This is a genomic window from Variovorax sp. UMC13 (assembly GCF_014170375.1).
Classification (GTDB): domain Bacteria; phylum Pseudomonadota; class Gammaproteobacteria; order Burkholderiales; family Burkholderiaceae_C; genus Variovorax.
The window spans coordinates 134,633-156,376 of record NZ_LZZW01000010.1 but is presented as its reverse complement, the minus strand read 5'-3'; the positions used below and the strand labels follow the sequence as shown (position 1 = coordinate 156,376).

At 65.8% G+C, this 21,744-nt stretch carries 36 protein-coding genes; 34 read left to right on the top strand and 2 right to left on the bottom strand.

Translation table 11 applies throughout. The features are described 5' to 3' along the window. Position 1 precedes the first annotated feature (1 nt). From A9977_RS05755 to A9977_RS05680, 16 genes are all read left to right on the top strand, one after another. Entirely contained in the window at positions 2 to 151 is a 150-nt protein-coding gene (locus tag A9977_RS05755) for a hypothetical protein (protein WP_183023923.1), read from the top strand. 191 nt (positions 152 to 342) lie between these two features. Continuing rightward, complete coding sequence (locus tag A9977_RS05750; RefSeq protein WP_183023922.1) at positions 343 to 834, top strand: phage regulatory CII family protein; 492 nt, start codon at positions 343 to 345, stop codon at positions 832 to 834. Then, a complete protein-coding gene (locus A9977_RS05745) occupies positions 831 to 1,097 on the top strand; it encodes a hypothetical protein (RefSeq protein WP_183023921.1) in 267 nt (88 codons plus the stop codon). Before A9977_RS05750 ends, A9977_RS05745 begins: the two co-directional genes overlap by 4 nt. After that, a complete protein-coding gene (locus tag A9977_RS05740) occupies positions 1,097 to 1,348 on the top strand; it encodes a hypothetical protein (RefSeq protein WP_183023920.1) in 252 nt (83 codons plus the stop codon). Before A9977_RS05745 ends, A9977_RS05740 begins: the two co-directional genes overlap by 1 nt. Continuing rightward, positions 1,341 to 2,285, top strand: a complete 945-nt coding sequence (locus A9977_RS05735) for a hypothetical protein (protein WP_183023919.1) — start codon at positions 1,341 to 1,343, stop codon at positions 2,283 to 2,285. Before A9977_RS05740 ends, A9977_RS05735 begins: the two co-directional genes overlap by 8 nt. Then, positions 2,272 to 3,642 carry a replicative DNA helicase gene (locus A9977_RS05730; protein ID WP_183023918.1) on the top strand — a complete coding sequence of 457 codons (1,371 nt, stop codon included), beginning with the start codon at positions 2,272 to 2,274 and terminating at the stop codon, positions 3,640 to 3,642. Before A9977_RS05735 ends, A9977_RS05730 begins: the two co-directional genes overlap by 14 nt. Continuing rightward, positions 3,639 to 4,160 (top strand): endonuclease domain-containing protein, encoded by a 522-nt coding sequence (locus A9977_RS05725; RefSeq protein WP_183023917.1) that lies wholly within the window; start codon positions 3,639 to 3,641, stop codon positions 4,158 to 4,160. The genes A9977_RS05730 and A9977_RS05725 overlap by 4 nt, the downstream gene beginning before the upstream one ends. Beyond that, the gene (locus tag A9977_RS05720) at positions 4,157 to 4,666 is read left to right on the top strand and encodes a hypothetical protein (RefSeq protein WP_183023916.1); all 510 of its coding nucleotides are present in this window, start codon (positions 4,157 to 4,159) and stop codon (positions 4,664 to 4,666) included. The genes A9977_RS05725 and A9977_RS05720 overlap by 4 nt, the downstream gene beginning before the upstream one ends. Continuing rightward, complete coding sequence (locus tag A9977_RS05715; protein ID WP_310936091.1) at positions 4,663 to 4,977, top strand: DUF4406 domain-containing protein; 315 nt, start codon at positions 4,663 to 4,665, stop codon at positions 4,975 to 4,977. The genes A9977_RS05720 and A9977_RS05715 overlap by 4 nt, the downstream gene beginning before the upstream one ends. Further along, positions 4,974 to 5,126: a hypothetical protein gene (locus A9977_RS05710; RefSeq protein WP_183023915.1), complete on the top strand. Its 153-nt coding sequence runs from the start codon at positions 4,974 to 4,976 to the stop codon at positions 5,124 to 5,126. Before A9977_RS05715 ends, A9977_RS05710 begins: the two co-directional genes overlap by 4 nt. Next, complete coding sequence (locus tag A9977_RS05705; RefSeq protein WP_183023914.1) at positions 5,123 to 5,614, top strand: recombination protein NinB; 492 nt, start codon at positions 5,123 to 5,125, stop codon at positions 5,612 to 5,614. The genes A9977_RS05710 and A9977_RS05705 overlap by 4 nt, the downstream gene beginning before the upstream one ends. Continuing rightward, on the top strand, positions 5,611 to 5,952 hold the full coding sequence (locus A9977_RS05700; RefSeq protein WP_183023913.1) for a hypothetical protein: 342 nt from the start codon (positions 5,611 to 5,613) through the stop codon (positions 5,950 to 5,952). Before A9977_RS05705 ends, A9977_RS05700 begins: the two co-directional genes overlap by 4 nt. 194 nt (positions 5,953 to 6,146) lie before the next feature. Then, complete coding sequence (locus A9977_RS05695; protein WP_259651826.1) at positions 6,147 to 6,539, top strand: DUF1364 domain-containing protein; 393 nt, start codon at positions 6,147 to 6,149, stop codon at positions 6,537 to 6,539. Then, positions 6,536 to 6,766, top strand: a complete 231-nt coding sequence (locus tag A9977_RS34155) for a hypothetical protein (RefSeq protein ID WP_183023911.1) — start codon at positions 6,536 to 6,538, stop codon at positions 6,764 to 6,766. Before A9977_RS05695 ends, A9977_RS34155 begins: the two co-directional genes overlap by 4 nt. Continuing rightward, positions 6,763 to 7,212, top strand: coding sequence for a hypothetical protein (locus tag A9977_RS34150; protein WP_183023910.1), 450 nt, complete (start codon positions 6,763 to 6,765; stop codon positions 7,210 to 7,212). The genes A9977_RS34155 and A9977_RS34150 overlap by 4 nt, the downstream gene beginning before the upstream one ends. After that, positions 7,209 to 7,607, top strand: coding sequence for a hypothetical protein (locus tag A9977_RS05680; RefSeq protein ID WP_183023909.1), 399 nt, complete (start codon positions 7,209 to 7,211; stop codon positions 7,605 to 7,607). Before A9977_RS34150 ends, A9977_RS05680 begins: the two co-directional genes overlap by 4 nt. A gap of 94 nt (positions 7,608 to 7,701) precedes the next feature. On the opposite strand, the gene A9977_RS05675 is transcribed toward A9977_RS05680, so the two are convergent. Next, positions 7,702 to 8,211 carry a hypothetical protein gene (locus A9977_RS05675; RefSeq protein ID WP_183023908.1) on the bottom strand — a complete coding sequence of 170 codons (510 nt, stop codon included), beginning with the start codon at positions 8,209 to 8,211 and terminating at the stop codon, positions 7,702 to 7,704. Between the two features lie 468 nt (positions 8,212 to 8,679). On the opposite strand from A9977_RS05675, the gene A9977_RS05670 reads away from it, so the two are divergent. From A9977_RS05670 to A9977_RS05595, 16 genes are all read left to right on the top strand, one after another. Further along, entirely contained in the window at positions 8,680 to 9,225 is a 546-nt protein-coding gene (locus A9977_RS05670; RefSeq protein ID WP_183023907.1) for a helix-turn-helix domain-containing protein, read from the top strand. After that, complete coding sequence (locus A9977_RS05665; protein WP_183023906.1) at positions 9,200 to 10,483, top strand: terminase large subunit domain-containing protein; 1,284 nt, start codon at positions 9,200 to 9,202, stop codon at positions 10,481 to 10,483. Before A9977_RS05670 ends, A9977_RS05665 begins: the two co-directional genes overlap by 26 nt. Positions 10,484 to 10,492: 9 nt before the next feature. After that, the gene (locus tag A9977_RS05660) at positions 10,493 to 11,938 is read left to right on the top strand and encodes a DUF4055 domain-containing protein (RefSeq protein WP_259651825.1); all 1,446 of its coding nucleotides are present in this window, start codon (positions 10,493 to 10,495) and stop codon (positions 11,936 to 11,938) included. Further along, positions 11,938 to 13,053, top strand: coding sequence for a phage minor head protein (locus A9977_RS05655; protein ID WP_183023905.1), 1,116 nt, complete (start codon positions 11,938 to 11,940; stop codon positions 13,051 to 13,053). The genes A9977_RS05660 and A9977_RS05655 overlap by 1 nt, the downstream gene beginning before the upstream one ends. Then, entirely contained in the window at positions 13,050 to 13,310 is a 261-nt protein-coding gene (locus A9977_RS05650) for a hypothetical protein (protein WP_183023904.1), read from the top strand. The genes A9977_RS05655 and A9977_RS05650 overlap by 4 nt, the downstream gene beginning before the upstream one ends. A gap of 9 nt (positions 13,311 to 13,319) precedes the next feature. After that, the gene (locus A9977_RS05645; RefSeq protein ID WP_183023903.1) at positions 13,320 to 13,556 is read left to right on the top strand and encodes a hypothetical protein; all 237 of its coding nucleotides are present in this window, start codon (positions 13,320 to 13,322) and stop codon (positions 13,554 to 13,556) included. Further along, positions 13,553 to 13,756: a hypothetical protein gene (locus A9977_RS05640; protein WP_183023902.1), complete on the top strand. Its 204-nt coding sequence runs from the start codon at positions 13,553 to 13,555 to the stop codon at positions 13,754 to 13,756. The genes A9977_RS05645 and A9977_RS05640 overlap by 4 nt, the downstream gene beginning before the upstream one ends. Positions 13,757 to 13,893: 137 nt before the next feature. After that, on the top strand, positions 13,894 to 14,730 hold the full coding sequence (locus A9977_RS05635) for a hypothetical protein (protein WP_183023901.1): 837 nt from the start codon (positions 13,894 to 13,896) through the stop codon (positions 14,728 to 14,730). A 67-nt stretch (positions 14,731 to 14,797) separates the two neighbouring features. Beyond that, positions 14,798 to 16,096: a P22 coat - protein 5 family protein gene (locus tag A9977_RS05630; protein ID WP_183023900.1), complete on the top strand. Its 1,299-nt coding sequence runs from the start codon at positions 14,798 to 14,800 to the stop codon at positions 16,094 to 16,096. Between the two features lie 64 nt (positions 16,097 to 16,160). Beyond that, complete coding sequence (locus tag A9977_RS05625) at positions 16,161 to 16,556, top strand: hypothetical protein (protein WP_220811535.1); 396 nt, start codon at positions 16,161 to 16,163, stop codon at positions 16,554 to 16,556. A 65-nt stretch (positions 16,557 to 16,621) separates the two neighbouring features. After that, a complete protein-coding gene (locus A9977_RS05620; RefSeq protein ID WP_183023899.1) occupies positions 16,622 to 16,945 on the top strand; it encodes a hypothetical protein in 324 nt (107 codons plus the stop codon). 3 nt (positions 16,946 to 16,948) lie between these two features. Then, the gene (locus A9977_RS05615) at positions 16,949 to 18,385 is read left to right on the top strand and encodes a hypothetical protein (protein ID WP_183023898.1); all 1,437 of its coding nucleotides are present in this window, start codon (positions 16,949 to 16,951) and stop codon (positions 18,383 to 18,385) included. A gap of 11 nt (positions 18,386 to 18,396) precedes the next feature. Continuing rightward, complete coding sequence (locus A9977_RS05610) at positions 18,397 to 18,618, top strand: hypothetical protein (protein ID WP_183023897.1); 222 nt, start codon at positions 18,397 to 18,399, stop codon at positions 18,616 to 18,618. 73 nt (positions 18,619 to 18,691) lie between these two features. Further along, the gene (locus tag A9977_RS05605; protein WP_183023896.1) at positions 18,692 to 19,180 is read left to right on the top strand and encodes a DnaT-like ssDNA-binding protein; all 489 of its coding nucleotides are present in this window, start codon (positions 18,692 to 18,694) and stop codon (positions 19,178 to 19,180) included. Continuing rightward, on the top strand, positions 19,177 to 19,536 hold the full coding sequence (locus A9977_RS05600) for a hypothetical protein (protein ID WP_183023895.1): 360 nt from the start codon (positions 19,177 to 19,179) through the stop codon (positions 19,534 to 19,536). Before A9977_RS05605 ends, A9977_RS05600 begins: the two co-directional genes overlap by 4 nt. 2 nt (positions 19,537 to 19,538) lie before the next feature. After that, positions 19,539 to 19,961 (top strand): HK97 gp10 family phage protein, encoded by a 423-nt coding sequence (locus tag A9977_RS05595; RefSeq protein ID WP_183023894.1) that lies wholly within the window; start codon positions 19,539 to 19,541, stop codon positions 19,959 to 19,961. On the opposite strand, the gene A9977_RS05590 is transcribed toward A9977_RS05595, so the two are convergent. After that, positions 19,897 to 20,511 (bottom strand): NUMOD4 motif-containing HNH endonuclease, encoded by a 615-nt coding sequence (locus tag A9977_RS05590; RefSeq protein ID WP_183023893.1) that lies wholly within the window; start codon positions 20,509 to 20,511, stop codon positions 19,897 to 19,899. The genes A9977_RS05595 and A9977_RS05590 overlap by 65 nt on opposite strands. A 77-nt stretch (positions 20,512 to 20,588) precedes the next feature. Here A9977_RS05590 and A9977_RS05585 point away from each other — a divergent pair, with 77 nt between their 5' ends. Both A9977_RS05585 and A9977_RS05580 read left to right on the top strand, forming a co-directional pair. Then, on the top strand, positions 20,589 to 21,014 hold the full coding sequence (locus A9977_RS05585) for a phage tail terminator-like protein (protein WP_183023892.1): 426 nt from the start codon (positions 20,589 to 20,591) through the stop codon (positions 21,012 to 21,014). 82 nt (positions 21,015 to 21,096) lie between these two features. Then, a complete protein-coding gene (locus tag A9977_RS05580; protein ID WP_183023891.1) occupies positions 21,097 to 21,744 on the top strand; it encodes a phage tail protein in 648 nt (215 codons plus the stop codon).

Here is a 21,744-nt window from a genome sequence, read left to right as displayed (position 1 = left end):
CATGTCCACCCTCATTGGTGTCCTGTTGCTGGTGGCCTTGATCTGGTACGCCGTTGGTGCGTTTGCTGCCCGCGAGTACGTCATCACGGCCATCTTCGTCGTCGCCGCTCTCGCGGTGCTCTACGAGTTGCTGCGCGGCCGGCACAACTGACGCTAGCCACTCGAGTGCCAGCTCATGCAAGGACTTCCATCCGTCTCCCTGAGCGCTGCCCATAGCGGTAGCGCAGGCCAGCCCCCCAGCTGCCTGCGCTCCGCCCTCCCTTTTTCTTTTTCCCTCATCCATGACGTGAATGTCGCCGCTTCTGCTGCGGCGCAACACATCCAAAACAGGAGCTACCGGATATGAACACCGCCGACGCACTGAAGTTGATCGCCAAGTCCGCGCCCGGTGGCCTCGAGGTCGTGGCCATCCGTATCGGCAAGAACCCCGAGACGCTGCGCAAGGAGCTGTCGGGCACCGACCCCAAGTTCAAGATGGGCGAGAACACCGCGCAGCTGATCTCGGACACGGCGATCGAAGAGGGTTGGCCGAACTGCTACGCCTACGTGACCGCCGTGGCTGCGAACAGCGGTGGCTTCATCGCCTTGCCCGTGCGTGAGATGACAGCCCCCAAGCAGGATCTGCGCGCCGACATGGCCTCCATGCTCAAGGAGTGCTCGGACGCTGTTGTCGCGCTGACCACAGCTCTTTCCGACGACACCGTCTCCGACAACGAGTTGCGCACGATCCAACGCGAGGTCGGCGAGTTGCTGGCGAAGTCACAGGACGTTCTGCGCGGCGCGCGCGAGAACAACGCGGCCAGCAAGCCCGCGCACCTGAGGGCAGCAGCATGACGGTCGTCAACCCCTTCAACTGGCGCACCAACCCCCGCCAGGTCGACACCACCGACCTCGAGCGCGAGACCCGCCTCAAGACCATCGCCAGCAAGCGCATCGATGCGCGCCGCGCCGCCGGCGACCCCAACATCGACATCAAGGGCACCAGCCGCCGCGCGGACGAGATCTTGCGCACGCGCAAGAGCCTGCCTGTTGAAGGTCGTGAGGCTGGTCAGGCGGCCACCGAGAAGCGCCGTGCGGCGTCGAAGGCGGCCATCTGATGACGCCGGTCCAGACCAAGATCGCGCGCCGCCGCGAGCACCTGATCCTGGCCGAGGGCCTGGCCATCGAGATCGCCATGGATCTGGGCGCGCGTGAGGAGGCCCAGCGCCACCGCATCGAGATGGAAGCCCTGATCGCCGCGCGCGATGCCGCCATCCAGCTGGCCGAGGAGGAGGGCGAGAGCTACTTCGCCGTGGCCGGCTCGGTGTCGCGCATGCAGGCCGAGGCAAGGAGCGCAGTCTGTGGCTAGTGATGCACGCATCTCGGCAGAGCTGCCGGGACATCCCAAGACGAAGAAGCTGATCCGCCGGGCGGGCCCCGCCGCGGGCTGGTTCCTCGTTCGTCTGTTCCTGTGGGCCTCAGTGAACCGCAGCGACGGCGACCTGTCTGGCATGAGCGACGAGGACATCGAGCTCGCCATCGACTGGGTGGGCGACGAGGGCGCATTCGTGCAGGCCTTGTCCTCAGTCGGCTTCGTCGACGGCGAAGAGAACGAGCGAACGATCCACGATTGGCAAGAGCACAACCCTTGGGCTGCGGGCGCGGAACTCCGCTCGGTGAAGGCCCGATGGAATGCTGCTAAGCGCCACCACGGGGCTGCTGAAGCTGATCGACTGGTACCCGAGTACGCTGCTATCAGGATTGCTAGCAGCATCACACCTAGCAATGCAGACAGCAATGCTAGTAGCACAACGGTCGATGCTGACAGCAATGCTCCGTCTCCGTCTCCGTCTCCGTCTCCGTCTCCGTCTCCGTCTCCGTCTTCTCCTTCACTTCGTTCAGGAGTAGCCCAGGCGGACAAGCCGCCTCGGGCCCCTCGTCCGAAAAAGGTCGAGAAGACCTTCGCCGAGTACATCGCTGACTGCAAAACCGCCGGGATCATGGCGGTGCCTGCCGACCACCCGATTCGGGGCTACTGCCAAGACGCCGGCATCACCGACGAGATGCGTCAAATCGCATGGCTCGTGTTCCGTGATCGGCACATGACGGCCGAGAAGGCGAAGCGTCAGAAGGACTGGCCGGCCGCATTCGCGAACAGCGTGAAGGGCCGCTGGTACAAGCTCTGGTTCGTGAACGCCGAGGGCGCGGCCGAGTGGACCGCCACCGGGCTGCAGGAGAAGCGCGTGCTCGACGCACGCCACGCTGCGAATCAAGTCCGGCAGGGAGGTGAACATGCACCCGCGTGACCTCGAGCAGGACGCGATCCCTTGGTCGGCAGAAGCCGAGAACGGCGTGCTGGGCGCGCTGCTCATGGACAACGGCCACTGGGACGTCGTCGGCGACCTCCTGCTCGAGGAGCAGTTCTTCGACACCCGCAACGCCAGGATCTTCGCCGCGCTGGGATCGCTCATCAGCGCCTGCAAGCCGGCGGACGTGATCACGGTCTGGGACAGCCTGAAGGTCACCGGCCAGGCCGAGGGCATCGACCTCACGCTGCTGCACGACATGGCGCAGTTCGTCGCTGGCGCGGCCACGGTGCGGCGCTACGCCGAGATCGTCGTGGAGCGCGCGCTGCTGCGCTCGCTGCTCAAGGCCGCAGAGGAGGTCCACGAGATCGCGACCACCTCCGGCCTGCCTGTTGTCGACCGGCTGGAAAAGGCCCAGGACAAGCTGCAGGCGCTGCAGGTGCGCCGCGGCCGGGCGGAGCCGGTGGTGGTGGGCGACATGGCTGCGCGCATGGTCGACCGAATCAACGACCTGAACGTGGGGAACATCAAGCCGGGCATTCCGACCGGTATCCCCGCGATCGACCTGCGCTTGAGCGGCGGCCTGCGCGGCGGAAAGCAGATGGTGCTGGCCGCGCGCCCGTCGATCGGCAAGTCGTCGCTGGCGTTGCAGATCGCGATCAACCTGGCTCGCGCCGGCCACGGCGCCGCGTTCCTGTCGCAGGAGATGCCGAACGAGGAGCAGATGGAGCGTGCGACGGCCAACCTGGGCGAGATCCTGCTGGACAACGTGATGACCGGCCGCCTGCGCGACGACGAGTGGGGCCGGCTGACCGATGCCGTCGAAGAGATGCGCGATCTGCCGCTCTTCTTCGACGACCAGCCCGCGCTCACGCTCTCCGACATCTGTGCGAAGACACGGGCCCTGGTGCGCCAGCGCGACATCAAGCTGCTGGTGCTCGACTACATCCAGCTGTGCGGCACGAGCGGCAAGACCCAGCACGACAAGCGGCACCACGCGATCGAAGAGATCAGCCGCGGCCTGAAGACGCTGGCGAAGCAGCTCGACATCACGATCCTGACGCTCAGCCAGCTCAGCCGCGGCGTCGAGACGCGCTCGGGCGGCAAGCCGGTGCTGAGCGACCTAAAGGAATCCGGCGCCATCGAGGAAGACGCCGACGTCGTGATCCTGCTGAGCATCGACGACATCCCTGGCCACGGCCCGAAGGTGATCGAGGCCGACTTCGCCAAGAACCGCCAGGGGCGGGTCGGCAGCGTCGCGCTCGCCTTCGAGGGCGGCTATCAGCGCTGGCGCCAGAGCAGCGCGCCGCTTGGCCAGAAGAAGGCCGGTTTCCGCAACTACACGGAAGAAGCATGAACAACTGGAATGCCCTGCGCGAGCACTACGCGCGCTTCACACCCGAGATCCTGGCCGAGGCTCGCAACGAGTGGGCGATCGACGCTTACGCGTGGGACGACGGCGATCCAAAGATGATGCACATGACGCCGATCGAGGCGTGGCTGTGGGCCGACATCCGCGACGCGAACGCAATCTTCTATCCCCAATATCCGGTGGGCCGCGTCTTCGTCGACTTTGCCAACCCGAAGGCCAAGGTCGCCATCGAGTGCGACGGCGCCGCCTTCCACTTGGACAAGGCCAAGGACGCCGCGCGCGACGCGAAGCTGGCCGAGATGGGCTGGCGCGTCTACCGCGCGCCGGGCTGGCTCTGCGCCACCGAGTACGACCGCGACACCGGCACGCCAAGCAAGGCCGGACAGTTCGTGCGCGAGATCGTCGAGCGCCATCGGCTCGCGCGCGTGGGCACTGACGAATGGGTGCCGATCGGCGTCTCTGCCGACGCGGCATACCGGAAGATGTGCGAGGCCCGAGCATGATCAGCATCGGCATCGACCCCGGAATGACCGGCGCCGTCGCATTCATCGATACCGCTACCGGCAAGGCCAGCGTCTTCGATCTCCCGATCAGCCCCGTCGAGCGGCGCATCTGCGGCCTGCAGCTGGCCAGGCTTCTCCGCGAGCATGCGCCGGTGTCAATCGGCGGCCGCGTCTACCTCGAGGAGCTCCACGCGCGCGCTGGCGGCGGCGGCATGCAGCAGATGGGGTCGATGATGAAGACCGTCGGGATCATCCTCGGCTCCATCGACTGCACCCGCCTGCCGGTGACACAGGTGACGCCGCAGCGCTGGAAAAAGTTCTTCGGCCTGATCGACAAGCCGTCGCTGGGCGTCGTGAAGAAGACCGACGCGCAGCGCAAAGCCGCATCCCTCACGAAGGCGCGTGAGCTGTTCCCTGCGCTGCAGGGCGACCTGAAACGAGCCAAGGACGACGGGCGCGCTGAGGCCCTGCTGATCGCTCAGTGGGGCTGGAGGAACGCAAAGTGAAGCCCATCCGCTACTACGTCGCCGGCCCGATGACCGGCCTGGCCGAGCTCAACTTCCCCGCGTTCCACGCCGAGGCCGCGCGCCTCCGGGCACAGGGCTTCGAAGTGGAGAACCCCGCCGAGATCAACCCCGATCCGACCGCCGGCTGGCAGGAGTGCATGCGCGCCGACATCGCGCGCCTCGTGACCTGCGATGCAGTGCTGCTGCTGCCGGGCTGGCGCCAGAGCCGCGGCGCGTCGCTCGAGGCCCACATCGCCAAGGCCCTCGGCCTGGTGCTGGTCGAGGCTGCAACCGGAGTCGCACCGTCGTGAGCCTCATCCTCAAGCCCATCGGCCGCGGCAAGTGGCGGCCCATGTCGATCGAGATCGACGAGCGCCGCGTGCCGCCGCTCTTCGTCACCGTCGGCCAGCGCATCACGATCGGCGGCGTGGTGTTCCGCGTGCATGAGGTGCGGCCGTGAAGACCGTGACCATCACCAGCCCTGACCAGTACAAGGCCGTCGTGCGGTCCTGGTATGCGAGCGACGTGCAGGAAGACCTGCAGGCCGGTCACTCCATCGAGCTGACCCTCAAGCGCCGGAAGGACACCAAGAGCCGGCTGCAGGAGGAGAAGTACCACGCGATGCTGAACGACATCGCCGCCCAGTGCCGCCTGTTTGGCAAGCAGCTGCCGGCCATTTCCTGGAAGCGCGTGCTGGTCGATGCCTTCAAGTACGAGACCAAGGACGACCCCCAGTTCCGCGACAGCTGGTCCCGCTTCGGCGACATCGAGCTCGTGCCCGCGCTGAACCACCCTGGCTTTGTGATGGTCGGCGAGCAGACCCGCAACTTCAACACCCGCCTGGCGGCCGGCTTCATCGAGTGGCTGCAGGCCTACGGCGCCGAGAACGGCGTTCGCTGGACACCATCCCGCGCCGAGCGCGCGCAGTACGAGGCGATGCAGAGATGAACCTCCCGCCCATCCACCCCGATGACACCACCGTCACCGCGCTGCCAGTGACGGCGCGCCCTGCGCTGACCGACGCGCCGATGCTGCAGGCAGTGCCGTACAGCCATTGCCGGCACAGCTTCACTTCCTTCACCGTCGACGCGGACGCGGGAAAGTGCTTCTGCAAGGCCTGTGGCGAAGAGGTCTCACCGATGTTTGTGCTCGAGCGGCTGATGAGGCAGGAGAGCCAGTGGATGCGCACGCGCGCCGCCTACCAAGACGAGATGCAGCGGCTGTCGGAGCGCTCCAAGACCAAGTGCCGCAAGTGTGGCGAGATGACGGAGATCAGCCGCAAATGAAACGCACCGGCTTCAAGCGCCCCGAGTATGCAAAGGGCCCCCGACTTGCACCGAATCGCAAACCCTGGCCCACGCGAGCACCAGCAGAGATCGAGGCTGCATGCGGGTTGCCGGCGGATTCGACCACCGGCGAGCACCGGCCCGCGCCCGCCGTGCGCCGCGGCACCTACGCCCATGCGGATATGGGAATTCCCATGTCGCTGCCGAAGCCCGAGGCCCACCGCAACCCGTACCTCCTCGCCATGGCCCGCGGCAAGCCCTGCCTCTTCCGCCTGCCGGGCATCTGCAACTTCGACCCGGCCACCACCGTGGCCTGCCACAGCAACCTCGGCGCCCACGGCAAGGCCGGCGCGCGCAAGGCTGATGACGAGTACTCGGCCTGGGGCTGCTTCAACTGCCACCGCTGGCTCGACCAGGGGAGCGCCGACGGCACACGGAAGCAGCTGGCCTTCATGTCCGCCCACCTGGCCCAGGTCTGCGAGTGGCGCGCCATCGCCGGCAGCGCGGCAGCTGACCCCAAGGACCGTACGGCCGCGCAGTGGGCCCTCGATCACCTCAACGCCTCACCGCTCGGAGAACTCCCATGAGCACCGCTCTCACCGAGAAGCAGGCCTCGGTACTGGCGTACATGCGCGAGTTCCAGGCCTCCAACGACAACATGCCGACCGACCGCACGATCGCCACGCACTTCGGCTGGGCCAGCGTGAACAGCGCTTTCGAACAGCTGCGCGCGCTCGAGCGGAAGGGCTGCATCGAGCGCAACGCCCAGGGCGGATGGCGCTTCACGCGCGCTGCCGCGGAGGCGACCACGTGAAGCGTCGCCAGCCCCGCACCCTGAGCCTGATCGAGCGCGCCTTGATCGAGCAGGCCTGGCACCAGACCGCGCTGACCGCCCAGATCCACGCCCTCTACGGCGACAACAGCGACGGCATGGTGAACGCCGCCGGCCGCGTCCTGTACGTGGTGCTGGGCGCGGCCATCGCAGACGGCTTTGCCTACGACCACCCCGAGATCCGGATCATCCGCGGCGCCGTCAACGCCGTGCACGACCAGGCAGGTGAGGCCGAGATCCCGGCCACGCGCCGCGCCTCGATCGTCTCCGGCCTTGAAGCCGTCGAGCGCCTCATGCCAGACCTGGCCCGCCGCAGCCTGATCACCGCCGCCTGCGATCTCACGCTGAAGATGAAGCAGCAGCACATCCACTACAGCGACTTCCAGGCCCTCATCCCCAGCCCGCAGAAGGAGAGCGAATGCACATGAACGAAGCCGACCAGATCCTCGACGACATCCTCGCGCGCTGGCACCACTGGATGTCCGGCGCGCCGATCAATGGCGTCGACCGCCTTGACGACCCGGCCTTCCGCGAAGCGCGCTCGCGAAGCGGCTGGGACTCGTCCGACGACATCTACGACCGCGAGGTCGAGCAGCAGAAGATGAAGGCGGTGGACTTCCAGGTCGGCGGCGACAGCCGGGCCCAGGGCGGAATGGACGAGCCCCACCGGTCGGCCATCTACATCCTGGCGCGCAACGCGTGCACGGGCGCGAAGGTGTGGAACAGCCCGCGCCTGCCGGCCGACCCGCTCGAGCTCGGCATCGTGATCCAGGAGGCCCGGAACATCCTGACTCGCCGGCTCATGGCGGCAGGCGTGCTGTAGCGCTGCGCGCAAGAATCTGCTACATTTCCGGCCGTGGGGGATAGGTGCCTCCAAAAACAGCCGCCCGACAGCAATGTTCGGCGGCTTTTTCGTTTCACGCAGGGAAAGCTTCTCGGAACTTTTTCTGCGCGGCGCGAAGCTGGTTCTCCGGGGCCCACAGGCTGCGGCCATACGTGTCACGCAGGCCGACGCGATGGAAGTCGCCGCTGAGAAAGCAGTTCTTGTCGAAGGGCAGGAGAAAAGAGGCGCTGTCGCCAACTTCCAGCTTGCATGGAATGCGGTGGCTCAAGGGATTGTTTGAATCGTCGGCGATGAAAGCGTGCTTCCACCTTTTCCGTAGCACTCGCCAGTACCAGCGCCCCGTCTGCGCGTTGATCGACTGCACCCGTATCGGCCCTGGGCCCATGTTGGCGATGTTGATCGAGATGTACGTCGGCCACGATTCAGGCGGCTCCCCATTCCCAGCGATGAGGTTCACGACGGACACGGACACCAGCGCCCGCGCCCGGAACACCAGATCCCGGTAGATGTTCCACCCGAGCGAAACGGAGGCGATGGCTGCGGAAGCCACGCTGATGACGAGCGCAATGTTTTCGGTAGCCATGTCCCCTCCAGGATTTGGCCCAGTCTAGATGCACTGCAGGGTTGACCATGGCGCGCAGCCCTGCGCAAACAGTTTCGGCGACAGCCGGCGGTGATCACTCGCAGTGCAAGGTCAGGCACCAGCTCCGACGGGCCGGCGCGCAGTTCGGTGATCCACCGCACGCGCCGGCAGTCCTTGGGGCGCCGAGCACAGGGCTAGGGTTAGCCCAACGACTAGAACGGCCCGCCGCCGCCTGATGAAGGTCCGCACGCACGCCACTCGATGGCGAGCGGCCGGGCTGGAGGGCTTCCGAATTCAATCTCCGAGCGCTTTCGTCGGCAAGCAGCCTTCCCACTTCGCTGCCGTCTGCCGATTGCTCAACCCGCAGCGCCTACCCGTCGGGTCAACGGTGCGCCCCCGACCGCCGCCGGCTATATGCCCTTCTCCCAGGGACGCCGGCGGCGTGCCGGCCCCCTCCAAGGATTCACCATGGGACGTCCCTCCAAGCTCACCGACAAGCAGTGGGAGCAGATCGGCCGGCGCCTCGTCGCAGGTGAAAAGGCCTCGGCCCTCGCCAAAGAGTTCAAGGTCAGCCGCGCGACCATTTCCGAACGCTTTTCCGAATCCGTCGGAAAGGTGAAAACCGTTGCGAATCAACTACTTGCCGCCGAGGACTCTCTCAAGTCTCTGACGCTTTCCGAACAGGCGTCGGCAATCACGCTCGCAGACCGACTGCGCAACATCTCCACGCACGTCGCCGGCGCCGCAGAACTGGCCGCAGCCAGCGCGCACCGCCTGCATGGCATCGCACACGACCAGGTGCAGAAGATCGACGACGCCGAGCCGGAGAAGTCGCTGGCGGCCCTGCAGCGCTTTGGCGCGCTGACCAAGCTGGGCAACGACGCGCTGTTCGGCCCGCTGAGCCTGCTGAACGCGAACAAAGACTCGGTGAAGCTGGTGAACCAGGCAACGCCGGTCACGCCTGTGCGCATCGTGGTGCAGGTCGAAGATGCAAGTCTCCCCGAAGCTCAATAGGCCGCAGGCCCGTTTCCTCGCGCTGCCCCACAAGTACCGGGCCTTCGTCGCAGGGTTCGGCAGTGGCAAGACCCGGGCGGGCAGCGCCGCGCTGTGCAGCCACGCATGGGAGTGGCCCAAGGTCGACAGCGGCTACTTCGCACCGACCTACGCACAGATCCGGGACATCTTCTATCCGGCCATTGAGGAGTCGGCATTCGACTGGGGCCTGACGGCAGACATCCACGAGAGCAACAAGGAGGTCCACCTCTACTCGAACGGCAACTTCCGCGGCACGATCCTGTGCCGGTCGATGGAGAAGCCGGGCGACATCGTGGGCTTCAAGATCGGCCATGCGGTCATCGACGAGCTGGACGTGATGAAGGCGGTGAAGGCCGAGACGGCCTGGCGCAAGATCATCGCGCGCATGCGCTACAGCGTGGACGGCCTGAAGAACGGCGTCGACGTGACGACCACGCCCGAGGGCTTCAAGTTCGTCTACCAGCAGTTCGTGAAGGCTGTGCGCGACAAGCCGCACCTGGCCGGGCTGTACGGCCTCGTGCACGCCAGCACCTACGAGAACGCGAAGAACCTGCCGGCCGACTACATCTCGTCGCTGCTGGCCAGCTACCCGCCGCAGCTCATCCAGGCGTACATCCGCGGGCTGTTCACCAACCTGACCAGCGGCAGCGTGTACCCGAACTTCGACCGGGTGCTGAACCACACGGGTGAGACCATCCGGCCGAGCGAGCCGCTGCACGTCGGGCTCGACTTCAACGTGCTGAACATGACGGCGACGGTCAGCGTGATCCGCGATGACCTGCCGCTGACGCTCGAGGAGCTCACCAAGGTGCGAGACACCCCGACTATGGCGCGAATGCTGAAGGAGCGCTTCAAGGACAAGGGCCACGCGGTCACGATCTACCCTGACGCCAGCGGCGGCAACACCAGCAGCAAGAACGCCAGCGAGTCCGACCTGAGCATCCTCAAGCAAGCGGGCTTCACGATCAGCGTGAACCCTGCGAACCCGGCCGTGAAGGACCGTGTGAACGCGGTAGACGCGATGGCGCTGAACGCTGATGGCGTGCGCCGCTGGAAGGTCAACACCGACGCCTGCCCGGCGCTGACCGAGGCGCAGGAGCAGCAGGCCTGGGGCACGAATGGCGAGCCGGACAAGAGCACCGGCCACGACCACCCGAATGATGCGATCGGCTACTTCCTGGTGAAGCGGTTCCCGATCGTCAAGCGCACGGCCGTCGTCACGCCACTTCGCATGTAAGGACGCCGCATGGCCCTCAAAGTACAAGATCAATCCTCCGAGGTCGTCGCGATGGCGGCGAACTGGCCCGTCGCGGAGGCGCTGCTGGGCGGCACCGTGGCGATGCGCGCCGCCGGCGCCACCTACCTGCCCAAGTGGCCGAACGAGGAGCCCGCCAGCTACAACATCCGCCTGAGCGTCGCCACGCTGTTCCCGGCGTTCGGCCGCACCATCGGCGTCATGAGCGGCAAGCCGTTCTCCAAGCAGCTCACGCTGGCCGAGGACGTGCCGGCGAAGATCAAGGAGTGGTGCGACGACGCCGACCAGCAGGGCAACAGCCTGCACTCGTTCGCCGCGGGCGTCATGACCGAGGCCCTGGGCTTCGGCATCTGCGGCGTGTTGGTGGACTACCCGAAGGTCGGGGAAGACGTGAAGACGCTGCAGCAGGAGCGCGCGCTCGGTGTTCGGCCGTACTTGGTCTTCATCCGTCACGGCCAGATCCTGGGCTGGAAGTCGGAGCGGGCCGACGGCGCCACGCGCCTGACCCAGCTGCGCATCGCCGAGACGAAGGAAGTGCCCGACGGCGAGTTCGGCGTGAAGCATGAGCCCCGCGTGCGTGTGCTCGAGCGCGGCACCTGGAAAGTCTACATGCCGGCCGTGAAGGCCGAAGACGAATGGACCCTCGAAGAAGGGGGCACCAACACCCTGACCGAGATCCCCTTCGTCCCGTTCTACGGCAAGAAGCTGGCCTTCATGCAGGGCATCAGCCCACTGCTCGACCTGGCCCACCTGAACGTCAAGCACTGGCAGAGCCAGAGCGACCAGGACACGATATTGCACGTGGCGCGCGTGCCGATCCTGGCCATCATCGGCGCAGATGACGACTCGACGCTGACCGTCGGCGCGTCGACCGCAGTGAAGATCCCGCTGAACGGCGACATGAAGTTCGTCGAGCACACGGGCGCCGCCATCGATGCCGGCCAGACCTCGCTCGAGAAGCTCGAGGACCAGATGGTGCAGACCGGCGCTGAGCTGCTGGTCGTGAAGCCGGGCGAGCAGAAGTCGGCCACGCAGGCCAACAACGACGCCGAGGGCAACAAGAGCGACCTGCAGCGCATCACAGAGTCGTTCGAAGACGGGCTCGACCAGGTGCTGCAGTACATGGCCGACTGGGTCAGGGTCGCGCAGGGTGGCCACGCCAGCCTGTTCAAGGACTTCGGCGCCGGCAGCCTGAGCGATGCCAGCGCGCAGCTGGTCCTGTCCATGCAGCAGTCCGGCCTGATCACCAAGGAGACGGCGATCCGCGAGCAGCAGCGCCGCGGCATGCTGGCGGCCGACATCGACCCCGAGACCGAGCTGGCCGCGGTGGAAGAGGAGGGACCGGCGCTCGGCACGCTGACCGACGACCCGAACATCGACCCTCTGACGGGCCTGCCGAAGAAGAAGCCTGGAGAACCTGATCCGGTGGTCGCCTGATGGCCAAGACCGTCAACGAGAAGCTGCTCGACGCCGAGGTCGACCACGCCGTCAGCCTGCAGCAGTACAGCACCGGCGTTGTGCGCCGCATCATCGCCATCCTCAACCGCACCGATGCGCAGCTGGCCGCGGCGCTGAGCCAGGCGCTCGAGCAGGTCGAGCCGTCGACCTTCACCCTGGATCGCCTAGAAGTGCTGCTTGGCTCCGTCCGCGCGCTGAACCTGGAGGCCTACAACGCGATCGGGCGAGCCATCCCGGACGAGATGCGGCGCCTGGCCGAGTACGAGGCGGTCTACCAGCGTGACCTGTTCACGGCGACGATCCCGACCGGCGTGCAGGCGCATGTGCCCGTCCGCGCGATCAGCGTGCAGCAGGCCTATGCCGCGGCGCTGAGCCGGCCTTTCCAGGGCCGCCTGCTGCAGTCCTGGGCCGCGGCCATCGAGCCCACGCGCATGGCGCAGATCAGGAACACCGTGCGCGACGGTTTCCTGCAGGGCAAGACGAACAGCCAGATCGTGCAGGCAGTGCGCGGCACCCGGGCGAAGGGCTACAGCGACGGCATCGTGAACCGCGGCCGCGTCGAGGTAGAGGCTGTCGTCCGCACGGCGGTGAGCCACACGGCGGCGATGGCCCGCGACGAGTTCTACAACGCCAACGAGCAGCTGATCGCCTCGCTGTCGTGGGTGTCAACGCTGGACCTGCGCACCTCGGAGATGTGCCGGATCCGCGACGGCAAGCAGTACACGGTCGACCACAAGCCGGTCGGCCACTCGATTCCCTGGCTGCAGGGCCCGGGCCGGCTGCACTGGCGGTGCCGCTCGAGCAGCGCGCCGAAGACCAAGAGCTTCCGCGAGCTCGGCATCGACATCGACGAACTGGCGCCAGCCGAGCGCGCGAGCATGGACGGCCAGGTGGCCGCGGAGATGAGCTACGGCGACTGGCTGCAGAAGCAGTCGGCGGCCCGGCAGGATGAGGTCGTTGGCCCGACGCGCGGGAAGCTGATGCGGGAGGGCCAGCTGCCCTTCGACAGCTTCTACACGTCGCGCGGCGAGTGGATCGACCTGGATGTGCTGCGCGCGCGTGATGCGGCGGCATTCAAGAGGGCAGGGCTATGAAATACGGCAATGGGAACGTCGAGCGGTCAACGCTGGTCTATGACGTTGATCGCGTCGAGCGACTCAACAAGGTGCTGTCGATCGACGTGGACGCTGGCATCGTCGAGTGCTGTCACGAGCCGCTGCAGTTGAACCATGACGGCACAGAGGTGGCCAGCTTCCAGCTTCGCTTTCGGTCGATCCACGCGATCTTCGGCGGCTGCCGCAAGCCCACGCTCTTTCACTGCTACGGTCGGCTGGAGGGCCAGACTGCATAGAATCCCGGCGTGCCCCGCCTCAAGCTCGTCCCACCCGCTGAACCCTCTCCCGCCGAGAAGGTGCGCCAGCGCGTCAAGGCGATGCCCCGGCCCGCGAGCCTGATCCAGTGCCCGCGCTGCGGCGGCAGGGAGATGATCGAGACGAAGACCGGTATGCTGTTCTCCGGGGGCAAGGCCTCCGGCGGGACCAAGCAGATCCTCTGCGCGGCCTGCCTGCTCAAAGGCGAAAGGGTGGTCGTGCTGTGAACAGGTTTCAAGACAAGGTCAAGGGGTTGAAGATTGGCCAGTCCGTCGCTCTTCAGGCGCGAGAACTGGGGATGAGCGATCCAGAGTTCCACGGGTTTGCAAGGCAACTCGAAGCCGGAACGATCGACGGCTACATCGGTGAGTATCGCCACGTGGCCGATGGCCTGATAGACCAGATTTCGGTAAGACGCATTTCCTGACTCGGCCACACGGCCTCCCACAACCCGCCCCGGGCAACCGCGGCGGGTTTTCTTTTTCCGAGCCGCTGCGCGTGATGCCCAGCGGCTTTTTCATGCCCGAGACGGGCGCATCAACCCTTCGAGAGGAAGGATCTCCCATGAAGTTCGCCACCAAGTCCTCGACCCGAGGCATGTTCCGCATCGCCCACAACCACCTGGTGGGCTACATGGCCCGCGCCGGACTGCTGCTGACCGCCATTCCCATGACGGTCGACGCGATCGACGCGATCCCTGAAGCCCAGCGTGGCCTCTACAAGGAGTCGAACGGGAAGTTCGTGCTCGACGTGGACGGCTACGAAGACCCGGTCGGGCTGAAGAGCGCCCTCACCAAGGAGCGTGAAGCAGCCAAGAATGCCAGCAAGCAGGTCGCCGCATGGGCCGCCCTGGGCAAGACGCCCGAGGAGATCCAAGCGCTGGTCGAAGCCGCCGCGCAGGCCGAGCAGGACAAGCTCGGCAAGAGCGGCGAGTGGGACAAGCTGAAGCAGCAGATGGCCGATCAGCACAAGGCCGAGCTGGGCAAGAAGGACGAGCGCATCAACGTGCTCACCAAGAGCCTGGAACGCCGGCTGATCGACGCCGACGCAACCGCGGCCATTGCTGCAGCGAAGGGCGTTCCCATGCTCCTCCTGCCGCACGTGCGCGCGTCGGTGAAGGTCATCGAGGACGGTGGCGACTTCAAGGTCCAAGTCGTGGACGCGGCGGGCAACCCCCGTGTCAACGGCAAGGGCGAGTTTCTTTCGATCGCGGATTTGGTCGGCGAGATGCGCCAGTCCGAAGTTTTTGGCCGCGCGTTCGAGGCGTCGGGCACCACGGGAGGTGGTGCATCTGGCGGCCCTGGCGGCGGCAGCAAGGTGATCAAGCAGGCAGCCTTCGATGCGCTGTCGCCCAAGGATCGGGCGGCGCGCATGAAGGATGGCTACTCGGTCGTCGAGTAAGCAGTTCCCCTTCCGCAACCCCCAGGGCCCGCCATGCGCGGGCTTTGTCATTTCTGAAAGCCCAACCATGAAAAAGCTCTTCCTCCCCATCGTCGCCCTGGCTGCGATGGCCCTCGCGTCGGTCGCTTCGGCCGTTGCTGCAGTTCCCGTGCATGCCAAGCATCTGACGGCCGCGTGCGGCGAGAAGATCCACGCGATCCTCTTCGCCCACATGGCCAAGAGCGGCATGGTGCTCGGCGCCAACATCTTCACCGCCCTGCAGCCTGTCCTGTACAGCGCTGCGCAGGAGGTGTCGAACGAGCCCTTCGGCGTGATCGGCGCCATCAACGCGAACTTCGACGACAAGGGCGTGGCGGTGGGTGACACCGTGGCCGTGCCCGTTGCGCCGGTGCGCGCGCCGACCGACTTCGTGCCGGGCGCGACTGCGCCGCAGGGCGACGACGCGACGGCCGTGAACGTGCCGGTGCAGATCACCGCCTCGAAGAAGGTCAGCTGGTTCCTGACCGGCGAGCAGCTGCGCAGCCTGCAGAACGGCGGCAACGACAACGAATGGGTGCGCCAGCTCATCGCCCAGGGCATGCGTTCGCTGCGCAACCTGGCCGAGGTCGCAGCCTGCCAGGCCATCAAGGTGGGTGCCTCGCGCGCCGTCGGCGTCGCCGGCACCAACCCGTTCGTCTCCGACATCAACGTCATCCCCGACGTGCGCAAGGTGCTGTTCGACAACGGCGCGCCCATGGCCGACCTGCAGCTGTGCATCGACTCGACCGCGGGCGTCGCCGCTCGCAAGCTGGGCATCATCCAGCAGGCCTACCAGGCCGGCAGCGATGCCGAGCGCCGTTCGGGTGACCTGCTGCGCCAATTCGGCTTCCAGATCCGCGAGTCGGCAGGCATCACCCAGCACGTGAAGGGCACCGGCGCCAACTACGTGACCAGCGGCTCGACCGCGCAGGGCGTGCAGAACGTCGCGCTGGTGACCGGCACCGGCACCGTGCTGGCTGGCGACGTGGTCACCTTCGCGGCTGACGCGGCGAACAAGTACGTGAACAACGTCGGCATCGCCGCGCCGGGCACGATCACGCTGGGCCGCCCGGGTGCGCGTCAGGTCATCCCGACCGCCAACGCACTGACCGTGGGCAACAGCTACACGCCGAACCTCGCGTTCGAGCGCCAGGCTGTCGTCGGCATCATGCGTCCGCCGATCTTCCCGGACAACGCCACGATCACGAAGACGCTGATCAGCGATGCCATGGGCATGACCTACCTGCTGCTGCAGATCGAGCAGTACGGCCAGACCAGCTGGGAGCTGCACCTCGCCTACGGCTTCAAGGTCGTGCAGGGCGAGCACGTCGCCATCCTGATGGGCTGATCAGGCCCGTTCGCTGCCCGGGCCTACGGGCCTGGGTCGTTCACCCCCTTCCCGAAAGATCATCATGACCAAGACCACCACCCCGGCCGCACAGGCCAAGAAGGACGAGGCCGAAGCCCGCGCGCTGGCCGTGTCGACCAAGCTCGGCAACCCCGTCATCACTGCCGAGGAATCAGCCCGCCTGCAGCTCGAGCACCGCGCCATCGCGCTGCACACGCGCGCCGTCGAACTGAGCGGCCTGGCCCCGACCGAGTTCGACGCCCTGAGCGCCGACGAGAAGGCTGCCTTCGTGGATGCCGCAGCGGACGCGCTGGAAGAAGACAAAGGCCGCCTGCCCAAGCTGGGCGCCACGCCCAAGGCCGACCTGGTGCGCGTCACCAAGGACGGCGACACCCTGGACATCCACCCCGATGCGCTGGTCCAACACCAGCACAACGGCTGGAAGCTCGTCACGACCTGAGCTGGCCTTCGGAAGCGTCACGGGTTGGCGCTTTGCAAGACCTGCACTCCCACTGAAAGATCACAATGCCCACTCTTCGCGCCAATGAAGCTGAAGTCCGCCTTCGCCTCTCCGTGGGAGATGCGCTCACCGTCGTAGCCCCGGCCGGCTCCTCGGCTCGCGTGTTTCACGTGAACGAGACGATCGACTCGACCGTGTCGGGTGCCACGTCCACGTTTGGCCCCTACGGCGCGGTGCGCACCCTGCACCTCCGCTGCACGGCCGGGGCCGTGGACTGGTCGCAACCGAGCCAGTTGCCCGTGAACGCTGCCTCGGTCGTCGTCTCCAGCGCCGCCCCTGTCGACGCCGACGGCCGCCCCGACGGCACGATCTACATCCAGACGGCCTGAGCTATGCCCTCGATCAAGGTCAAGAAGGGCGGCGTCTACACCGACCCGGTGGGCATCTTCGCCAAGAAGGCGGGGGTGTACTCGGCGGTGGCTGGCGTGTCGGCGAAAGTCGGCGGGGCCTATGTCTCAGTCACCGGGCCTGTACAGCTGGCAGCACCGATCGGCTACGACTGGACGCCTCCGGTCATCATCTACAAAAACGGGCTTGTCTACACCACGAGCTACGTGAAGACCGACTTCATGCCAGCGACGACGGCAACGCTGTACGTGGGTCCGATGGGAACGACGGGCATTCCTGGCAGTGATGCGACTGGAGAGGGAACACCAGAGAAGCCCTACCGGTCGATTAAGAAAGGCATTACCGCAGCCGCTGCCCTGCCTGACGCGGGTGTCCGCATCGTCATCGACGGCTCGCTGGGCGGCGTGAATAACATCTACAACCGCAACCTGCACTGGAACGGCACGCTCTGCGACAAGAATCTGGTGATCGTGGCTGTCGGGGGCGACATCGTTTCTTCGACCCGCTACGAAGCTCAGACTTGGGTGGCGCACACGACTCCCGGCGTCTGGAAGACGACCCGCAGTGCCGTGGTGCAAGTGCGCGATGAAACATCGCAGGTCGAACTTACGAGCCCGACCGGCGTGAAGGGCTATGAAGCTATCTTCTACCGCAAGCCTGCAACGCAGGCAGAAATGGAATCGACGCCGGCCACGTGGTTCACGATTGGCAGCGACCAGTACGTGCACACGCACGATGGACGCATGCCTGACGCTTCTCTGCTGCTGCTGGCAGGCGTGAACAACTGCGTCTTCTCGGTCAATAAGCGTTGGTACATCGAAGGCGTGACCTTTGAGGGTGGCGTTGGTGATGCGGTCGGGTCCATCAGCGCTGGTATCGGAGCCGCTGGGTCGGTGATCCTGGAGCGCTGCAACATCCGCTATGCGCAGGGCAATGCAATCGCGGCAACAGGCATCCCGCTTGTTATTCAGCACCTCGGCGAGCGAAAGGGATGTCTCCTAGATATCTCCAACTACCACCTCGGCGGAAATGGGTACGACTGCAACGCCTTGGAAATCGACGTTGTCAGCTTCGACAGCGGTGATACAGATGGCGTCAACAACGACAACATCACGACGGGCCACGAGAACACGCGGTTGATCAGCATCGGGTGCAAAGGTTGGGGCAGCGTCGGCCCTATCGGAGCCCACATCAACACCACGCAGGCATGGCTTCTCGGTTGTGAGCTCGGAGGCAGTCGGTCGACTGCTCCTGGCACGGCGAGCGGCGCTGCCGTTCTCGCGGGGAACACCGCAAAAGTTTGGGCCGAGGATTGTCGGTTCGACGGCGTCATAGCACTTGTGACCACCGAAACCGCACAAATCCGGACCAAGAACTGCACGATCAACGGCACGGTCTCCGGCGACGTGGCGACGTACTGACAGCCAAGCAAATGATTGAATTCAAACAACCAGACGATCTGCCCACAGGCAGTGTTGACGCTGAAGACTTGGTCCGCCGAATACTTGCTGAGTGCAACTTTGCGGCAGCAAATGACATGCGTCTTCCGAGGAACTGGAGCCAGCGCGAAGGCGAAATTGCTGTGCCAGAGTACCTCATCTTGGCTGCGATTGAAGGATGGCGCTTCTCTCTTGAAAAGAAAGCCAACCCATGACCCCCATCCCCAAATCCCCTCCCTTCGATCCTCTGGCAAGGGTGGGGCTGGGGATGGTGGAGGAGAACACCTGATGGCACTGATCATTCCTCCTGCTGCCGGCGCAACGTCGCTGTGCTCGGTTGCTGCTGCCGATGCGTACCACCTGGCGCGCGGCAATGCGGCCTGGGCCCTGCTCGACAACACGGCCAAGGAAGCCGCGCTGATCCGCGCGACCGACTACCTCGGCGGCACCTACGGCCAGCGCTGGAAGGGCTACCGTGTGTCGGCGGAGCAGACGCTCGACTGGCCGCGCTACGACGTGGCGGTCAACGGCTACCTGGTGGACAGCAGCGTCGTGCCGGCCGCAGTGGCGAATGCCTGCGCTGAGCTGGCCTTGCGCGCGGCTACCGGTCCTCTGACGATCGACGTGGGACGGCTGAAGTCGCGCGTGAAGGTCGGCCCGATCGAGACCGAATACGTCGCCGGCAGCGGGGCGCAGACGCGCTACACCGCCGTCGAGAACCTGCTGGCCGGCTACCTGAGCGGCGGGACTTCGATGATCGCGGTGGTGCGCGCATGAGCGAGTTCTACGACGAGATCGCGGCTACCGCCGACGAGATCCTGGCCGAGTTCGGTGCGACCAGCGTCCTGACGCGCACCGTGCCGGGCGTCTACGACTCGGCCACCGGCACCACGACGGACGTCTCCACGGACTTCCCCTGCACGATGGCCTCCTTCCCCATCGAGGACAAGTGGATCGACGGCACCCGGGTGCTGGCCGGCGACGAGGAGGCCTACCTGTCCGTGATCGGCCTGGGCGATCCGCTGCCGGGCGACAAGATCGTCTGGCGCGGCGCGACGTACAGCGTCGTGAACGCCAAGGTGCTGGCACCGTCCGGCCAGGCCGTGCTCTACACCCTCCAGCTGCGCCGGTAGCCATGGGCACGTTCTCGCTCCAGCTCGCCGAGTTCGCCAAGAAGGCGGGCGACAACGCCAGCCTGGTGGTTCAGAAGGTGGCCTTGGACATCTTCGGTAGGGTCGTCATGCGGACGCCCGTTGACTCTGGCAGAGCGAGAGGCAATTGGCAGTTGACGGTCGGGCAAGCGGCCAGCGGCGAGGTTGCGCGCGACGACAAGGCCAGTTATGGAAGCCCGCCGAGCAGCTCATTGCAGTCAAGTGCGGCGGGCGCGCTCGCCTCGTTTCAGCTGGGCCCTAGCATCTTCATCGTCAACAACTTGCCCTACATCAACCGGCTGGAGTACGACGGCTACTCCAAGCAAGCCCCCGCCGGAATGGTCAGGGTTTCAGTAGTTGAGTTCCAAGGACTGGTGGCGAAGGCGCTTGCTGAGCTGCCACAGTGAGGTGCCCCCAGATCTCTCCACGCTTGATCTTCGAGATCGTGGACTGCCCCACATCGAACATGACTGCGAGCGCCGACTGAGGGGCGCCGCCGATCAGCATCAGTTGAACCTCCAAGATGTCTTCTGCCGTCAGCTTGGAGGTGCCGATATCAGAACCCCGAACACGACGGCCCGATCGGTGTTTGTGATCTTCGTTCTCTTGATGGGTCGACCATTCAAGGTTGGCCGCGCGGTTGTCTTGTCGATCGTGGTTCTCGTGACTGACCTCAAGGCACCCGTCGCGCGGATCGCAAAAAGCCTCCGCGACAAGACGGTGCACGTATGCACGAGTGACCTGGTTGTCAGCCGACAAGGACACGCCAAGGTAATCGCCCATTCGAAAAGGCCTCAGTACCCGGCCGCGTCTGAAAGCGATTCCGCCGCCTCGGATGCGCAGTGACCGGCCGACTGACCGCACAGCGCCAAGGTTGCTGACCTCGTAGTGAGTTTCGAAGCCGAGAACGGGCTTCCAGATTTCTTCCATTGCACTCTCCATCAAAGAGTTGGTCATCACTGAAGTGGTGTACGGCAGGGTCGTGATGAGCAACCTTTTCCCCCGCTAAAGGTAGCCGTACGTGAGCATCATATATGTCTGAAAAACTGATCCGAACGCTGTTCGACGGCCGCCTGAGCGCCTGGGCCGCCGCGCGCGTGCCGCCGCTGCCCGTGGCCTGGGAGAACGTCCCGTTCACACCGCCTGCCGCCGGCGCCCCGTACCTGCGCGCCTACCTGCTGCGCGGCGAGGCCACCAGCCGAGATCTGGCTGGCGACAACCGCAACCGCGTCGGCGTCTACCAGGTCAGCATCAGCTGCGCGCCCACCGGCGGGCCCGGCGCCGCGGAGAACATCGCCGCCGAGCTCGACGCGCTCTTCCCCATGAACCTCCGGCTGACCAGCGGCACCTTCGCTGTGCAGCAGATGTCGCCGCTGCGCACGCGGCCGCCGCTCGTCGACGCCGACCGCTACACGGTGCCCGTGGACTTCCAGTACCGCTCGGACACCTACCCGACCTGATTTCTCTCCCGCCCTTTCGGGCTCCCTGCAACCTCGGCCGCCATTGAGCGGCCTTTTTTTCGTCCAAAGAAAGGGCCACATCATGGCAAGCTACTTCCCCAATAAAACGATCCTCTCGATCAGCTCCGGCTTCGAGGCGGCCAAGGTCGCTTCGGCGATCACCAACGCCAACCCGGGCGTCGCCTCCTCGGCCGCGCACGGCTACGCCAACGGCGACCTGCTGCTGGCCGGCTCGGGGTGGACCGAGCTGAACGACCGGCCGATCCGTGCCGCGAACATCGCCACGGGCGCATTCGACCTCGAAGGCTTCGACACCACGAACACCACGCGCTTCCCGGCTGGCGGCGGCGTCGGCTCGACTTTCCGCAAGGCCACCTCGTTCGTGCCGTTCTCGCAGGTCACCGACGTGCAGACCAGCGGCGGCGAACAGCAGTACTTCCAATGGGTCTACCTGGAAGACGGCCTGCAGCGCCAGAAGCCGACCTTCAAGAACGCGCGCTCGATGACCGTGCTGCTGGACTACGACAACGCGCTGGCCTGGTACAACACCCTGCTGGGTCACGACCTGTCGGGCGACACGCAGATCCTGCGGGCCGCGCTGCCCAACGGCAAGCTCTTCTACTGGTCGGTGGTGGTCGGCTTCGACGGCGAGCCGAACTTCAACATCAACACCAACATGCAGGTCACCGCGCAGCTCGCGCTGGTCAACCCGCGTTCGACGAAGTACTGA

Bases quoted from the DNA above. Each gene is read 5' to 3' on its own strand.
- A9977_RS05725 (WP_183023917.1), top strand. From the start codon at position 3,639: ATGAACAACTGGAATGCCCTGCGCGAGCACTACGCGCGCTTCACACCC.
- A9977_RS05615 (WP_183023898.1), top strand. From the start codon at position 16,949: ATGCCCTCGATCAAGGTCAAGAAGGGCGGCGTCTACACCGACCCGGTG.
- A9977_RS05665 (WP_183023906.1), top strand. From the start codon at position 9,200: ATGCAAGTCTCCCCGAAGCTCAATAGGCCGCAGGCCCGTTTCCTCGCG.
- A9977_RS05600 (WP_183023895.1), top strand. From the start codon at position 19,177: ATGAGCGAGTTCTACGACGAGATCGCGGCTACCGCCGACGAGATCCTG.
- A9977_RS05660 (WP_259651825.1), top strand. From the start codon at position 10,493: ATGGCCCTCAAAGTACAAGATCAATCCTCCGAGGTCGTCGCGATGGCG.
- A9977_RS05740 (WP_183023920.1), top strand. From the start codon at position 1,097: ATGACGCCGGTCCAGACCAAGATCGCGCGCCGCCGCGAGCACCTGATC.
- A9977_RS05700 (WP_183023913.1), top strand. From the start codon at position 5,611: ATGAACCTCCCGCCCATCCACCCCGATGACACCACCGTCACCGCGCTG.
- A9977_RS05755 (WP_183023923.1), top strand. From the start codon at position 2: ATGTCCACCCTCATTGGTGTCCTGTTGCTGGTGGCCTTGATCTGGTAC.
- A9977_RS05620 (WP_183023899.1), top strand. From the start codon at position 16,622: ATGCCCACTCTTCGCGCCAATGAAGCTGAAGTCCGCCTTCGCCTCTCC.
- A9977_RS05590 (WP_183023893.1), bottom strand. From the start codon at position 20,511: ATGACCAACTCTTTGATGGAGAGTGCAATGGAAGAAATCTGGAAGCCC.
- A9977_RS05650 (WP_183023904.1), top strand. From the start codon at position 13,050: ATGAAATACGGCAATGGGAACGTCGAGCGGTCAACGCTGGTCTATGAC.
- A9977_RS05680 (WP_183023909.1), top strand. From the start codon at position 7,209: ATGAACGAAGCCGACCAGATCCTCGACGACATCCTCGCGCGCTGGCAC.
- A9977_RS05745 (WP_183023921.1), top strand. From the start codon at position 831: ATGACGGTCGTCAACCCCTTCAACTGGCGCACCAACCCCCGCCAGGTC.
- A9977_RS05720 (WP_183023916.1), top strand. From the start codon at position 4,157: ATGATCAGCATCGGCATCGACCCCGGAATGACCGGCGCCGTCGCATTC.
- A9977_RS05635 (WP_183023901.1), top strand. From the start codon at position 13,894: ATGAAGTTCGCCACCAAGTCCTCGACCCGAGGCATGTTCCGCATCGCC.
- A9977_RS05595 (WP_183023894.1), top strand. From the start codon at position 19,539: ATGGGCACGTTCTCGCTCCAGCTCGCCGAGTTCGCCAAGAAGGCGGGC.
- A9977_RS05670 (WP_183023907.1), top strand. From the start codon at position 8,680: ATGGGACGTCCCTCCAAGCTCACCGACAAGCAGTGGGAGCAGATCGGC.
- A9977_RS05750 (WP_183023922.1), top strand. From the start codon at position 343: ATGAACACCGCCGACGCACTGAAGTTGATCGCCAAGTCCGCGCCCGGT.
- A9977_RS05585 (WP_183023892.1), top strand. From the start codon at position 20,589: ATGTCTGAAAAACTGATCCGAACGCTGTTCGACGGCCGCCTGAGCGCC.
- A9977_RS05655 (WP_183023905.1), top strand. From the start codon at position 11,938: ATGGCCAAGACCGTCAACGAGAAGCTGCTCGACGCCGAGGTCGACCAC.
- A9977_RS05675 (WP_183023908.1), bottom strand. From the start codon at position 8,211: ATGGCTACCGAAAACATTGCGCTCGTCATCAGCGTGGCTTCCGCAGCC.
- A9977_RS05730 (WP_183023918.1), top strand. From the start codon at position 2,272: ATGCACCCGCGTGACCTCGAGCAGGACGCGATCCCTTGGTCGGCAGAA.
- A9977_RS05625 (WP_220811535.1), top strand. From the start codon at position 16,161: ATGACCAAGACCACCACCCCGGCCGCACAGGCCAAGAAGGACGAGGCC.
- A9977_RS05605 (WP_183023896.1), top strand. From the start codon at position 18,692: ATGGCACTGATCATTCCTCCTGCTGCCGGCGCAACGTCGCTGTGCTCG.
- A9977_RS05610 (WP_183023897.1), top strand. From the start codon at position 18,397: ATGATTGAATTCAAACAACCAGACGATCTGCCCACAGGCAGTGTTGAC.
- A9977_RS05695 (WP_259651826.1), top strand. From the start codon at position 6,147: ATGTCGCTGCCGAAGCCCGAGGCCCACCGCAACCCGTACCTCCTCGCC.
- A9977_RS34155 (WP_183023911.1), top strand. From the start codon at position 6,536: ATGAGCACCGCTCTCACCGAGAAGCAGGCCTCGGTACTGGCGTACATG.
- A9977_RS05580 (WP_183023891.1), top strand. From the start codon at position 21,097: ATGGCAAGCTACTTCCCCAATAAAACGATCCTCTCGATCAGCTCCGGC.
- A9977_RS05630 (WP_183023900.1), top strand. From the start codon at position 14,798: ATGAAAAAGCTCTTCCTCCCCATCGTCGCCCTGGCTGCGATGGCCCTC.